At 27.1% G+C, this 15,959-nt stretch carries 9 protein-coding genes; 4 read left to right on the top strand and 5 right to left on the bottom strand.

The features are described from left to right. Positions 1-11: 11 nt before the first annotated feature. A complete protein-coding gene (locus ACXYRO_RS03885) occupies positions 12-425 on the bottom strand; it encodes a DNA cytosine methyltransferase (protein WP_458614375.1) in 414 nt (137 codons plus the stop codon). Between the two features lie 86 nt (positions 426-511). On the opposite strand from ACXYRO_RS03885, the gene ACXYRO_RS03890 reads away from it, so the two are divergent. Then, positions 512-1,513 carry an Mbov_0400 family ICE element protein gene (locus ACXYRO_RS03890; protein WP_458597366.1) on the top strand — a complete coding sequence of 334 codons (1,002 nt, stop codon included), beginning with the start codon at positions 512-514 and terminating at the stop codon, positions 1,511-1,513. Between the two features lie 20 nt (positions 1,514-1,533). Here ACXYRO_RS03890 and ACXYRO_RS03895 read toward each other — a convergent pair whose 3' ends face one another. Beyond that, the gene (locus tag ACXYRO_RS03895) at positions 1,534-4,032 is read right to left on the bottom strand and encodes a putative immunoglobulin-blocking virulence protein (RefSeq protein ID WP_458614376.1); all 2,499 of its coding nucleotides are present in this window, start codon (positions 4,030-4,032) and stop codon (positions 1,534-1,536) included. 179 nt (positions 4,033-4,211) lie between these two features. Here ACXYRO_RS03895 and mip point away from each other — a divergent pair, with 179 nt between their 5' ends. Genes mip through ACXYRO_RS03910 form a run of 3 tightly spaced genes read left to right on the top strand, consistent with a single transcriptional unit; the run spans position 4,212 to position 8,590 of the window. Next, on the top strand, positions 4,212-6,818 hold the full coding sequence (gene mip / locus ACXYRO_RS03900; protein WP_458614377.1) for an Ig-specific serine endopeptidase MIP: 2,607 nt from the start codon (positions 4,212-4,214) through the stop codon (positions 6,816-6,818). After that, the gene (gene gltX, locus ACXYRO_RS03905) at positions 6,805-8,211 is read left to right on the top strand and encodes a glutamate--tRNA ligase (protein ID WP_458614378.1); all 1,407 of its coding nucleotides are present in this window, start codon (positions 6,805-6,807) and stop codon (positions 8,209-8,211) included. The genes mip and gltX overlap by 14 nt, the downstream gene beginning before the upstream one ends. Continuing rightward, entirely contained in the window at positions 8,201-8,590 is a 390-nt protein-coding gene (locus tag ACXYRO_RS03910; RefSeq protein ID WP_458607468.1) for a hypothetical protein, read from the top strand. Before gltX ends, ACXYRO_RS03910 begins: the two co-directional genes overlap by 11 nt. Positions 8,591-8,626: 36 nt before the next feature. On the opposite strand, the gene ACXYRO_RS03915 is transcribed toward ACXYRO_RS03910, so the two are convergent. From ACXYRO_RS03915 to ACXYRO_RS03925, 3 genes are all read right to left on the bottom strand, one after another. Next, on the bottom strand, positions 8,627-12,463 hold the full coding sequence (locus ACXYRO_RS03915) for a hypothetical protein (protein ID WP_458614379.1): 3,837 nt from the start codon (positions 12,461-12,463) through the stop codon (positions 8,627-8,629). A gap of 620 nt (positions 12,464-13,083) precedes the next feature. Next, positions 13,084-14,538, bottom strand: coding sequence for a hypothetical protein (locus ACXYRO_RS03920; protein ID WP_458614380.1), 1,455 nt, complete (start codon positions 14,536-14,538; stop codon positions 13,084-13,086). A 144-nt stretch (positions 14,539-14,682) separates the two neighbouring features. After that, positions 14,683-15,936 carry an Mbov_0400 family ICE element protein gene (locus ACXYRO_RS03925; RefSeq protein ID WP_458614381.1) on the bottom strand — a complete coding sequence of 418 codons (1,254 nt, stop codon included), beginning with the start codon at positions 15,934-15,936 and terminating at the stop codon, positions 14,683-14,685. Between the last annotated feature and the right edge of the window lie 23 nt (positions 15,937-15,959).

Consider the following 15,959-nt stretch of genomic DNA (forward strand, 5'->3'; position numbering starts at 1 on the left):
ATGATACAATGTTAATTTTCTGTTAATTTTCTGTTAATTTTTATGTCCTTGTTTAGTTGAATATTTTTTATTAATTTTATACTTTCTACGATTAAACTATTTCGGTTTATATCATTGTTATTCTTTTTATGATTTGCAACACTCATCCCTTGACACGGGGGAGTAGCAATAATTACATCAACAACATCATTGCCAAGTAAATGTCATCTTTGTATCTCATTATATAAATTTTCATAATTTTCTTTAATATCACCTAATAAGTAACCACTTTGATATTTACATTTATTATTTATTCGTTGTATATTTAAACGTTTATCAAGCAATTCGTTTGTAGCGATGCATTCATATCCTTGCTTTTTAAACCCGAAACAACCAACTCCTGCTGATGAAAACAGTGTGATATAAGTTAATTTATTATCAATCATTTTACCCCTTTATTTTATTATATATAAATTTAAAAATTTGTTTTTGCTTTATTTTAATGTTTTATAATTTTATTAAAGGAGTTAATATGTCAGAACAAAAAGATAAAATACAAAAACATTTTGAACCATTAAAACCTTTCAAACCATATGAATCAGTTACCTTTGATCGACTTGAAAATAATTTTGGTGTACATCCAATTGTAGTTTTTTTAGATATTTATAAAGATGTTTATTACTACGTTAAAGCGCGAAGTGCCAAAAACAAATTTCATCATAAGCGGGCTAAATTGGAATATGAAATCAAGGTTCCTAAAGCAAAAACTGGTTTATTTATCCATGATAGCTTTATAGATACATCTGAAATTTATAAAATAAGTGACCATGATCTGCATGAAGTTTTTGATGAAGAATCAATTTATTATTTAGAAACAGATTTTTTTAACATCGAACAAATTCATGAGTTATATAAAGGGATAATTGATAATTTAAGTAAAAATCGACCACTTGTATCGCTTTCGCATGTATATATTGATAAAAAAAATCAAGTGCGTGCTAAGACATTATATGCTTGTGATAACTTTTTAAAGCGTGATTATGATTGAGTGCGTGATGATGCAACTTTAACATCAAAACAACGCGAAGCTAAGAAAACTTTATTGCTTGAAATCGAAAAAAAACGTAACAAGGACCCACAAACACTTAAAGAACTACAAAACTTATTAATTTGAATTAAAAGGGAATACCAAGAAGCATTATTTGAATATCAAGGTCGTAGTCGCGAACAAGAGTTGTTAGTTAATCAATTTCCAGATTATGTCGAATTACGAAATAATGATTTAGATTCGTATTGTCATGGGCAATTGCAGGAAATACGTCTTGGTTTAGAAAGTGGAGTTGATACCAGTTTATATTCTAGTGGTCTTTTTGATGCTTGACAGATGGAAGAAATACGGCTTGCCTTAGAATCAGGATTAGATTTTAAAGAATTTGCAGATCCAAGTTTATCATGAGAACAGATGCGAGAAAAACGTAAGGAATTATCGGGTGATAAATTCATTGACGAATCAAATTATAAAGAAATAAAATAATACCTTTTTAGGTATTATTTTTATATTTCTTGTATATCATTTGATTGATAGTCAACATTATATCCATTTGCCTTTAATTGATTATATAAATTGGTTGCGTCATTTGGAACAAAGATTTTAGTTGTTTCTTTAAAGAAAGTTCCATCGCTATAAGCAATCAATGTTGATAAGTTAGCTAAACCAGTTCCATCTAAAGTCGCACCTGGTATTTTTGGTTTAAGTAAAATATTCTTGGTTCCTTTGCCATTTGAAAAAATAATTTTAGAGCGAGGCATCGGGATATCTTTTGCTAAAACCATAGCAAATTGTGCTTTATTCATATTATCAGTATCAGTTTCTCATGTATCGGAATTATTATATAAAACAATTCTGGTTAATTTACGTAAGGTTGAATAACCGTGATCTTCATCATAGAAAATCATATTTTTAAGTCCTTTTGCCTCTTTAATTCGAGATAAATCTAAACCAGTTGGATATGAGTTTCCGAATGCATTACGATCCGGCTTCAACCCTGGACCAAATGCACCCTGGAAAATACGTTCATTATTTCTGGTTACATATGCCATACGTAATCCATTATTAATTGTTGTCATATCATTTTCACCATGTCAGTCATCTTCATCAAAAGCAAGTGAATTAAAAGTAATTCTAGTAGTAATTTTTTCATATCGATTATAATCGGAACTTACATTATAGTCTAAGGTATTTACTCAAGCTACATTTCTTAGCGCTCATGGATTAATTGATCATCTTTCATCAAGTGAATTTAAGCTGGTGTATAAACCAAGTTCATCAATATTTTTATCAGAAATAGCTTCAAGAGCAGATGTGTTAAAGCTATCAAAATATAATTCTAATAAAGGTAAATGTTTAGGCAACACTGATAATAAACTTCTAATATTTTGAGCATCATCATATTTACCGATGTTTAATATTCTAATTCCCAGCGGAATATCATTTGCAGCTACCATATTTTTAATAACATTGGTTATTTTAGCAAATGCTTTTTCATTAGCTAAATCAGCAGTCATTATAAATGCTTTTTTAGGCCCATTAGGATTTGCAGTATTCGATGATTCTTTGTTATATTCAGTTACTGAAATTCCATCACCACTTTCAAAACCATATTTATGGTATTTATATGACATATCACCATCATATTTTCTTCACCCAGGATAATTACCACGGGCAATGTCATCAGGACTACGAGTTCATTGTGTATCATATCCTAAAGCTCGCTTTTCAGCATTATTTCGTTTCATTTCAGCAACAACTGAATTGAAAATTGGACTTACTGCATATGAATCTAGTTCACCTTTATCATTTACATAAACATTTCTTTCATCTTTACTGATATAAAATCCTTTTGCAAGTTCATTTTTAAGGTTTTGTGATAATTCTTTAAACTTACTTGGGTCCATATTCATTGCAATTCATAATCACCCTACTTTTAAATACTCTTTTCCATAACCACGAACTGGTGGGATATATTCTAAAGTATCGGTACGGCTAAATCATTCATCATATTTATTTTGAACTGAATCATACATAAATTTCTTAGCATTACCAGCCTCAATTACATTACGATATTTATCATATAATTGTAAAATTAAATTTAAATCATTAGGACTATTATTTAAATAATTTTGCAATTCATCATGACCTCTAGAAATATATAAGTCTTTATAGTATTCTTGAAGTGGACCAGGTTTTCCTGGAACACCTGCTCAAAGATTACTAAAGGCTTTCAATGATGCTTCTCCATTTGAAACTGTTTGCGCATAGTTTTCAGCATTAAGTTTAACATCTTTTAAATCAGGAACTAATTCAGCACGATATGGTATACGATTTGTGATTCCTTTTTCTTGATCGCTACGTTTATCTACACGTGGAGGAACATCTTCAACAGTAACTTGAATATTACCTACATCTGTTTGCACAGTTTTAGTAACTGTTTTTGGTTGTTGTGGTTTTTCAACAGGTTGTACAGGTTGTATAACTTGTTGTGGTGGGATAATTTCCGGTTTCTTTTCTATAGGTTTAGGAGTTTCAATAACCTTAGGTGGTTCAACTACTTTTGGCTGTTCGATAGTAGGTGGTGGAGTTTCTGTAACTTTTTCTGATGTACCAGGTTTACTAATCGGTTCATTAGTAAGTTGTGGTGGGTTAGGTTCCTCAGGTTTTTTGATTTCTTCTTTTTTTGGAGGCTCTTGTGGTTTTGGTTGTACTTTAATAATATCTTCTTGATGTACATCCGAAGGAATAGTTTTGATTTCTTCTTTTTCAGGAGTTATGACTGTTTCTGGATCTTTTTGTTTTAGGTTATAATCCTTTGAAGTCTTACTTCCTTCTAAAATAAGGTTACTGCGAGTATCAAAGGTTTGTTGATCACTAACAGTAAATGAGTGATAACTGTTATCAGCAGCAGTTGCAACAATATTAGCAAACACCCCAGATGCAGCTGAGGTTATCACAATAGAAGAAAGAGCAATTAAACTAATTTTTCAGGTCCGTTTCATAATATATCTCCTTATATTAATATTATAACACTTTAAGTAATTTTTTATATTTAGTATAATATCAATGATTTATTTAAAAATATTTTATTACTTTTGCAAATGTTAAAAATATTTTTTTTGAAATTTAAAGTAGTAAAATTTATTCAAATTATCTTATATTAACATAATAAGGAGAAATTATGCCATTAAAAATAAAAAAATCCAAGTTTTTATCTAAATTCTTGCTTTTTAATGCTACCACTTCTTTTGTGGCTATATCTGCTGTTGCATGTGGAACAAAAACCGATTCAAATGCAAATGAAGGTGAAAATAAAAAGGAAAATCCTGATAATCCTGGTTCTGGAAATCAAGGAACTAATCCTGGAACAAATCCACAAAATCCTGGTAATACACTTACAAAAAATGAATTACAACAAAAAGTTGAAAAATCTTCTTTAAATGATTTATTTAATGTCGATCTTTCAGGAAATAAGTCAGATGTATATGCTTCAAATGTCGATGTGACAAAGGATGCTATTGCTATTGGTGAACCAGGAAAACTTATTTTAAAATTATCTGCTAAAGAAAATGAAATTCCTCAATTTACCATAACAAATACCAAAGTAGATGATGCTAATGGTAAAATAACTATATTTATGGCTTTTGGTAAAGATGCTGATGTTTATAAAAGTTTTACTATTGATGGATTTAAGAAAAAAGAAGAATTTAACTTTGATCAAACCAAAAATGTTAGTGAAAATGACCAAGTAAACTACTTTATTAATATGAATCAAGATCAACAATTTGATTATGATTGAAATTTAATTAAAAACAGATACCTTAGCGCAGATTCGACTCTTACAAGTAATTTAACTTCGCAACAAAAACAAGAAATTGATGCAAAATTAAAAAAACTGGATATGCCAAATTATGATGAATTAAGAATCAAGGGATATTCAATTGCGGTCAATGATCAAGGTAAATTGAAACTACAACTTTCTAATATCGGTCCTCGTGTGGCTGCTAACTGAACTGATGCTATTAATAATCCAGAAAATAATACAGGAGTCGCACGAACTATCACTAACCAACAATATTCAGATTTTACCAAACAATCTTATCATGTAAGTATTAATCATTTTTTATTTACTAAAGATGAAAATCAACAAAACCTTTTAACCACTGCATTAACAAATAATATAGATTTAGGAAACTTGATAAATAAACTTAAAGATTCAGATACTAAAACAAAATTATTAGACAGATGAAACAAATCGAATGGTAACCGTGGTGTTTGAAAACTTATTCAAGATGATACCGAAAAGCAACTTGTAGCAGACTACGGAAACGAAAAGGATAATAACGGGAATGAAAAAGATGCAGTTATATATACAAACTGATTAAAATCTGAATATGATAAAATTTACAAAAAATTAGATGAAACAGTCGGTTTAGATCCAACCGTAAAACAAAAAGTTAAAGATTATATTAGCAAAAATAAACCAACTGATTTCAACCAATTAGCTGGATATCCAAAAAAACAAGAAACTGAAGCAGGAACTGCATCAATAATTGATTATGAAATCAAAGAAGGCCAAAGTTATCCAACCAAATTCTACTTTATCACTAACTACCACGTGGTAAATGGTATAAGTTCTTTACCTGATTTTACCTTAGGATTAACTCGTTTAAATAATAATGGTAGTTATATTGGTAATCAGTTAAAAACCATTCCTTTTGATCAGCATTTTTCAAATTTTAGCTTTGATAAAAATTCAGTTAAGGTTATTTTAGATGGTCGCGACTTCTTTAAATTTGACCCTACATCAGTTGCAACTAATGCTCAAAATGCAAAAGAATTTTTAGATTTTGCTATCTTTGAAGTAGATGTTGATAAATTACCTGAAAACTTGCTAAATGGAAAAACCAAAGAACAATTTGCTAAGGATATGTCAAATGATTATGTAAACAATACAAATAAAGTATCATTTCCTACTTTTGATTACTTATCACAAAGTGGTTATGATAGTGTAGATGGGCCAATTATTAAACGTCAAATTGATGATCACAAGAAAAAACCTGTTTCTGATTACAACTTACTTTACCTTGTTGGTTTTCCAGCAACACAAACTAAATCACAAGGTCTTGTTGACTTCTTTTTACAAGAAGGTGATGAACAATATACAAATAAAGATTTAATAACTAGTGCACCTTATTCATATTCATTATGAACTAATGCCAACCGTTCTTTATACGGAAAAAGTTCAACAGATTTAGCAAATAATCCAAGAGCACAACGTGGTGGATTTTTATCACATTCAAATGTACTTTCTGAATTTAAGAACCGCAAAGGTGTCTTTGATCGCTTTTTAGCACTTCCGTTTTTATCTTATGGTGATAATAAACCAAATCTATTTACATCCAAAGATGATAGAAAAGAATACTACCATTCAGGACTATCATATGCGATAAGAGACTTTAATGTCGGTGGTGGTGCATCCGGGACTGGTGTTAGAACTAAGAAAAACGAATTAGTTGCTTTAGTTGATTCAGTATTCTTTGTCTCAAGGGTTACTATTGCTACAGCATTGCGTTCATCGGGTGTTAACTACGATGGAGCATTTGGTGATTACAACACCCCTCAATATGATGTTATTTATGGTGGAGGTAAAGATCAAAATAATTCCTTTAAGCAAGCTCTTGAAAAACTTTATGGAACAAATTACAAAACACACCTTTTTGATAAAGGAGTAAATTCTGCATACTCAGATCATGCATTCAAGGATAATGTAAATGCAAAAAGTTAGAACACGTTATGCACCAAGTCCTACCGGTTATTTACATATCGGAGGAGCTCGAACAGCTTTATTTAACTATTTATTTGCAAAACATTATAATGGAACATTTATCTTCCGTCTTGAAGATACAGATGTCAAACGCAATGTTATCGGTGGTGAAGCATCACAGATAGATAATTTGGCTTGATTAGGTATCATACCTGACGAATCACCTTTAAAACCAAACCCAAAATATGGCCAATATCGACAAAGCGAAAAACTAGGTCGCTACCAACAAGTTGCAAATATGTTGTTAGAACTAGGATTTGCTTATAAAGCATATGATACAACCGAAGAATTAGAAGCACAAAAGCAAGAAAGCGATGCAAAAGGTATTCCTAGTTTTCGTTATAATCGCAATTGATTAAAAATCTCCGATGCAGAAAAACAAATTCGTGATCAAAATGGTGCTTATTCGATTCGGTTAGCGATGCCAAAAAATCAAGTTTATCAATGAAATGATATAGTACGTGGACAAATAAGTTTTAACTCAGATGAAATTGGTGATTGAGTAATTATCAAATCTGATGGATATCCTACTTATAACTTTGCAGTAGTAATCGATGATTATGATATGCAGATTACACATATTTTAAGAGGTGAAGAGCATATCGGAAACACACCAAAACAAATTGCTTTATATCAAATGCTTAACTGAAATATGCCTGAATTTGGACATCTTACCATTATTACTAATATGGAAGGTAAAAAACTCTCTAAGCGTGATACATCATTAAAACAGTTTATAGAAGATTATAAAAATGAAGGATATTTACCTCAAGCAATATTTAACTTTTTATCATTATTAGGTTGAACTGCAGCAGATGCTAGTGAAATGATGTCGCATTATGAAAATATTATAAAATTCGATCCAAATCGTTTAAGCAAAAGTCCATCAAAATTCGATATTTTGAAAATGAATTGATTTTCAAAACAATATATGAAAAATCAAGATAACAATGAGATCTTAAAACATTTATCGCTTGGTAATAGTAATAAAAGTTTAGAATGAATTAATTTATTTATCGATACATTTAAGCAAAGTGTTATCACATATTCTGAAATGAATCAAAATTTAATGCTTTATCTTAATCCTGTTGATAAGCACTTTGAATTTAATGATAACGAAAATAAAGTTATCAATGAATTTAAAAATCATATAAACTTTAATAACTTTAGTATCGAAAATATTCAAGATGCAATCAATACCACTTCAAAGAACTTAAACATTAAAGGTAAAAATCTTTTTATGCCCATACGTCTTGCAACTACATCGCAACAACATGGTCCTGAACTAGCAAAAGCAATATATTTATATGGACCAGAATTTATCAAGGATGCATTAAAAAAATATGAAAATTAATTTTAAATCAACAACAAAACAAAATGGTGAATCAAAAGATATTGATTTTATTTCTGTGTTAGATTATGAATTTGATGATGGTTATCATATTTTAACATTCAGCGAACCTTCACAAGGAATTCGAAATCGAATCGAAATATCAGAAACCAATATCAATATTTATGCAGGTGCTACAACCGTATATTTAAAATACCAAAAAGAATTTAAGTTTTTATTAGATCTTGAAGGTTATAATTGACGCAACCAAGCAATCGAACTAGTATCAAATTGGTTTTATAAAAACTTTGCTGATGATTTATTTGAATTCACTTATACACTAGCTAAAGATGGACAACTTTTAGGTGAGTATTCCATTAATTTAACCTTAATTAAGGATTAAAAATATCCCGAAAAACTTGTTTTTTTGGGATATTTTTTAATTATTGTTAAGTAATTGGATATGGATAACATTTTTTGCTATAACATCTGTTTTTGCTTTATATGCATCACTTGCACCCAAATATATTGGTTTTAATGCAAAAGTAATATCTACAAACTTGTTTTTACCATATTCAATTTTTGATGCATTTATAATTTCAATTTGATAATAACTGCGTGCTACAGCTGGATTATAGGCATCTTTTATAACATTATAATTATCATTAATAAACTTGATTAAATTAGTATATTTATCAAGATAATCTACTTTTTCTTGAGAATTTGCTTTATTATTTATCGATGCAACCATTTGCTCAGCACTCTCGGTTGCAGTTGATTTAAGACCATATGAAGAATTAACAGTTAAATAATCTGCTGATGCATATAATTTTGCTTGCCTTGATAAATATGTATATCAATCTTTTGCATCTTTGTTAGTATAATTATTAAATCCGACTAATCACAAAGGTGTAATTTGGTTAGTATATTTATCTTCAGCATTAGTTGGATTGAATCAAAACATTATTTTATATTGAATCATACCTAATGGAGCATATGCAGTGGTTTTATATGGTTTATAGACATTTTCATCATCCTTATATTTAACAAAATATGCTTTAAAAACACTTGGATCATAACTTTTTAGTCCATCATCGATATCAATAAAGTTTTGTAGCGATGCATCGTTTAGATCAACGATAATAGCAGGTTTTCCAAAAGATGAATCTAAATCATCAATGTTACTATATTTAGCATCTTTATATGCATCATCAAAGTCCTTGGTGGATTTTTTAATACCTGTTTTTGAGATATGTACTAATGGATCGAATAATAATGTGTTAGTTTTATTAGCAATAATTCAAGCTTTTGAGTATAGATTTTCAATTTTAAAAGTTTTTTCAATTGAATGATTATTTCCACTACTTAATTTCAAAGTCAGCGATAATGTACCATTTAATTCATTTAGATTACTAAATTTACTTTCATCAAAATTAAATGTTATTTCATTATCGAATCCATTTTTATTTGAAAAATTAAAGTATTTAAATAAATCTTTATCTGCTAATAAAGCTTTTTTAATACCAGATGCTCATCAACGTTTTTTTAATGTTAAGTGATTGATTGAATTAATTAAACTGTTTAACTCATCAACACTAAGCTGTGCTTTTGTAGTAGGTTTAGCTATAGTTGTAAATGACTTATTTTCGTTAATATGTACACTACCAATTCCGATAACTTTATAAGTTGTTGCAAAATCTAAATTTAAAGTTTTTATTTCTAATTTATTAGTATTCGGATTTCATATACTATTTAAATTAATAAAATCTTCCGAGTCATTTTTTTGTATAACAATATTTGGAGACTGTTTATAGACAAATGTATTAACAGTGTTATTACTTTGTAAATCTAAAATAATATTATGTTGATAATTAAATTTATCATATGAATAGTTTATTGTATTTATATTATTTGTTGTTGGTTTACTTGCATCAATTCTTAATGTATCGTTACCTTTATTATTTTTATTTACAAAAATAGGTTTTGAATTTAAATATACTCTTGCGATGCTGTATGTTCCAGACGGAAAATTATTAATCTGTAAGCTTCCTGTATATTTATCATTTGTTTTAGTTAAATTTATATTTCATAAACCACCAAAATCACTTTTTATATCAACTGAAACAGGATCACTTGAATCGGCTGATAAACTAAGTGAAACATTTAAATTATTATTAGTATTAGTTATTTCAACATTTTGATATCTGGTGGTGTTAATATGTGTATCAATGATAAATGAAGCACCTTGTTTTAAAGTAAAAGTAAGTGTTCCGTGTTCACTTTGTCCATCACCATTAGTTAATTTTAATGCTTTGAGTTTATATGTTTTATTTGGTTCTAAATCATAATAATGTCCTTCATCAGCTTCATCAGGATTATTTTTAACAAAGATGCGAATATTATCTAAACTTAATTGATTGTTATTATTTTCCTTAGGTGTAGCAAAAAAATCTAAATTGTAGTCTTTATTTGCACTTTCATCAGTAAATTCTGCTGTAAAGAAATACTGAGATCGATGAAGTGGAAATAAATCAATAACACCAAAATCTAATGACATCACATCAGATGAATCAGCTGAAACTTTATCTTCAAAAGTATATCCTAAACTATTTAATATTACCGGACGATTTCAGTCCAAGGTGGTAAATGATTTTTGTGATTCATCAGTTGGTAATGTTAAAGTTTTATCATTTAGTGTAACTGAATTTACAAAATACTTAGTATGAAAATCAAGATTATCAAGCACAATTTCAACATATGATTCAGATGGATTATAATCACTAAATTTATAAACTTTATTATCTAAATTTACTTCAAATTCATGATGGTTTTCATTTAAAAGATCGTTTGAACTAAAGTCAATATGCACTGTAGCAGAAGTAGCAGTGATATCTTTATAAGCTATTTTGCTAATTGCAAATGAATCAGTAGTAACTTCTTTTGATGTTGTAAAAGAAAGTTGGTTTTCTTGGTTTAATGCTATATCATTGTTATTTAAAGTTAATTTAGTTAGTTTATAAGTTGTCTGTGGTTTTAGTGAATCTATTTGAAGCAATATCTTATGGTTTGATAAATATTTAAATTTATTATGTTTGGTTGTTATATCGTTGTTTGTTAAATCTACCGATAATGATGCTAATTCATTGTCTGTTATATCGCGGTTTAAATTAAACTCGATTGCAGCAGTATTTTTGCTTTTTGATACCAAATGTGCTTGATTAACTTGCAATGCATTAGAAGTGGTTGTAAAGGTGTGATTCAAGGATTTTATTGATAATGTCTTACCTTGATAACTTATAGAATTGATAGTATATGATTTTTGTGGGGTTAAATTAGTTAAAGTAAAATTGTAACTTTGAGTTTCTTGATTAAATGAAACTAAAATAGGTTGACTGTAATCGCTTACTTCTACATTTAATTGTGTGACATCTAAATTATTATCTGTCAAAGAGAATGTGATTGATAAACTGTTGTGACTAATCGAACTTGCTTGTAATGATTCAACTACATTTTCTGCTTTTGTCTTAAAACTAAAATCAAATGATGGAAATTCTTTATCATTTATTAACAATTTATTTAACTTATATGTTGTATTTATGTTTAGGTTGTCTAATTCAAAAGTTACTTCTTTTGTTTGTTTGTTGAATGACGAAGAAGTGTAGTTTTGATTATTTAATGTTAATATAAAATTACTTGCATTTAAAATATCAGATGATGTGTGAATCTTAATTTTTAATATAGCAGATGTTGTATGAACATTAGATGTTTGAACAGATTCGATTTTATATGATTCTTGTTTGTCAATAGGTTGAGATTTTTCACTTTCAGGATCAGGTTCATTTTTTTTTGGTGGTGTCAAATCACTTTGTTGTGTAGTTGTAAAAGAAAAATTATTGACATCTGAATTTAAAACACTATTTTTAAATTCTAATTTTATAAATGTATAGATAGTAGCAGGATTTAAATCATTTAAGTTAAATGTAATTTCTTTTTGGTTATTAGATGTTTTTATCTCAAAAGCTATATAAGAAGTGTTATTAAATGTTATTTTAAAATCCGTTGCATTATTATATTCAGGTTTGCTTGAATCAATTATGGCTTTTATTTTTGCTGATTTTGATGTTGTTTGTAATGTTGATAAATTAATTAATTTTGGATTTATAATTACTTGCTTTGGTTTATTATCAGTTTGATTAGAACATGCAGTAACTAATATTACCGTTGATGAAGTAATCCCTGATAATAAAAGAAAAATTTTCTGGTGTCTTTTTTTCATTTAAACCTTTCTTAAAATTAAGATATAAGAATAAAGATATAAATTTCACTTTATATCTTTATTTGCATAATAAATTTAGTGTTATAAATATAAAAATTAAAAATGAAAAATTACTTTGATTAAATTACTTATTAATGAAAAGTATAAACAAGATAAACACTAAATAAATTCTTTGCTCTATAATTATATATTTTTATTTGTAATTTACGATAAATAAATGAAAATTTTTCCATTATTTAACCATAAATATATTATAACTATCTTATTTAAATATATAAAAACAGATAAGAAAATCTTGTGCAACTTATATCAACATTATTGATTCAGTGTTTTATTTAATTGTGTTTATAGAATCCCTCCCCTCCAGAGAAATTTGAACAATATTTCATTATACACGGAAATTTTTCAACAATTAATAAAGAAATATAATTTTATAATTATCTAAGTATATTTATAAAATATTGATTTATCATATTAATTAAGTCTTTGATTAATCAATATGATCTTGGAATCATTCGCTAATCTTTGTTAATATTTGTTTCTACGGATATAGTTTTAGAAACAATATATTCTTATAATTTATAAAATCAGTTAACTAATTAAATATCAAAAAACAGAAATTAATTTTCTGCTTTTTGTTCTTGCTCTTGGGTTTTTGAATCTTTATTCTTTTCTTTGCGAGGAGCAGCAATTCATGAAATAACAACTCCAACAACTGCTAGAATACCAATTACAATCGATGTAATAATTATAGCTGCTGTAGTAGATTTAGATTCTGGTTCTTCAATCACTTCTTTTTGAGTTGCTATTTTTTCGGTTATCTTTAGTTGTACCTTTTTAAGATCTTCTATTGTCGCTGCTTTTTGCACTTCATTTGAAAGAACTTGGACTTCATCGTTGTCGCTTATTTTTTTAATTTCACGATTTAATTTCTCTTTAAAGTTTTGTATCAGTTCTTGGTTATTTATTTGACTTCAGACATTTATAAACAATGTAGATAAATCTTGTAATTTATCAGATGGTAATGTTTCACCTGTTTTAGCATTATTGATTTCTGCTAATTTTTCATTTGCAACATCTTGAACTGATTTTTTGGTATTTTTATCTTTTTCATTAGGTAACTTGCTTATAAGTTCTTTTAATTTATTCTCTGCATCTGATAATTTAGATGATTCTATAACTAACTTATTAATTGAATTTTTTAAATCTGAATTAACTTGATCTTCTTGCGCTTGTGTAATTGATGTACCATTAGTTAATAAATCTTGCAGTTGATTTATAAGTTTTGTTTTTTCATCTGAAAACTGTTTAAATGAATCCACAGTGAAAAATGCATTTTCTTTTCAGGTGTTTTCAATTTCTAATTTAAGTGAATTAATATTAGTGGTGTTAAGATCTTTAATAGCAGGTTGAATCAATGTTGCATCAAGGAAAATTTCAGTTAATTTAGTTAATTGTTCTGTTTTTTGATTATTATCTTTTGCATCTGCATAAGATTTTTTAAAGTCTGCTACTTTTTTATCAATTTCTGCTTGAACTTCTGCGGCACCATCATTTTTTATTTTTGTTGTTAAATCTGTTATGATTTTATAAACATCATCTAATTTTGCATCATTTATCACTAATTGATACTTATAATGAATAATTTTTGAATTTGCTAGTCTTACATCAAAAACAGTAATTTCTTTTTTGTCAAGTTTTTCATCAAGAATTTTCTTCTCATCATCTACTATTTTTTTATATTGATTAAAAGATTCATCAGTGAAAATGCTATTTTCGTTAGTTAAAATTGACGCTATAAGTTGTTTGTATCCATCTTTTGCTTCTTGTAACTCTTTTGTTTCCTGTTTTGATGAATTTTTATTATCTGAATTGGTTTTCTTATCTGATTCATTTGTTTTAACTTCATTATCACCATCAAAATATTTTAATGGTGCTAATGACATATGCATTGATTGAGTTTTAACTGGAACATTCTTTACCGAAATATAAGAAGCAACAACTGCAGTTGTCGCTACTGCTGTGACACTAGATGAAATTAGTAAAAGCGATATTAATTTCTTTTTGATTTTCATTTTACTCCATTTATTTATATAAATATATCGAATTATTTTATATACACGATATTATTATTATATCAAAATTTTATATATAAGATTTAGTGAATTTATTATTTTTTTATCTATTTTAAGGAAATATTTTCAATTGAAATTTAAAACTTACATAACTATACCGCTATCTTCTTCAATAACTAAGTCATTCTCTTGTTTATTATCAACATCTGAATTTTCATCATTATCTGATTTACTTTCTTTATCTATATTTTTAACAATTTTAACATTTATTTCATTCTTAGTCTCTTTCGCATCTTCATTTAATGAAGATATATTAGGATTGAGAATATCATTAAAAACGATATTTATTTTGTCATTAAAATTTTCATTAAATATGTTAATTACATCGATATCTGCTTTATTAATATCATAATTACTATCATTTTCAGAATCTGCTCAATAATTTTTATATTTATTCTTTATATCTAGTTCATTAAAAATACATTCTCTTATTTGCTGCATCTTTAATCCATCTAAATTATTATCATAATAGTCTTTTATATCAATTTTTGCTTGTAAACCTATTCTAATTTGCTGCATTTGATCGTATTCTCATTTTGAATCCAAATATTTATCAACATCAACTGATGCTTGTAAACCTAAATAAATTTGTTCAAGTTGCCTTGGTGAATATTTGTTAAAATCAAGTTTTTTATCTTCAAGAAATTGTGGATAATCCTTTTTTAAAAAAGATTTAAACTTTTCAAATAAATGATGTTTTTGAATTATTTCAGTATATGTTGTGTATATTCCACCAGCTAAATCATCAAGTTCTAAAATAGTATCTGGATAATTGTTATTATTTAGAATTTTGTTTATTTGTCATTTAGCAGAATTAAGATATTTATATCCATCTGGTTTTATTTGTAATTCAGAATAATTTCTTCATAAAAACTCTTTATGTGAATATTTAGTTTGTGTATGAATTTTATTTTTGTTGATATTTATATAACTAAGTGAAACATAAGGTGGATTTTTAGTTAAGTTTTGATAAATTTTATTATAAATACTTTTGATATCATTAATATCAAAATAATTTGTATTTAAAAATATTACTGAATCTTTATCAAAAACTTTATATAGATCTTGTTTATTTATATGAAAAATTTGTGTTGTATCAATATAGCTTACTTTATTATTTAACATCTTTGAATTAGTTATTTCAACTTCGTAATTATATTTAAATCTCTTTTTATTATCAAAATCAGATGCACTACGAGCAGAAACATAATAATATTCATTATCTTGATAATTTTTAAAAAATATTACAGGATGCTTACCAATATTAATTCCTAAGCGATTATATGTTATTGAATATTTTGGCATTACTAATTTCATTAAAATATCTTTTTCTCTCATCATATTCCTTTATCACTTAATAT

It is taken from the genome of Mycoplasma sp. 4013 (assembly GCF_054353875.1).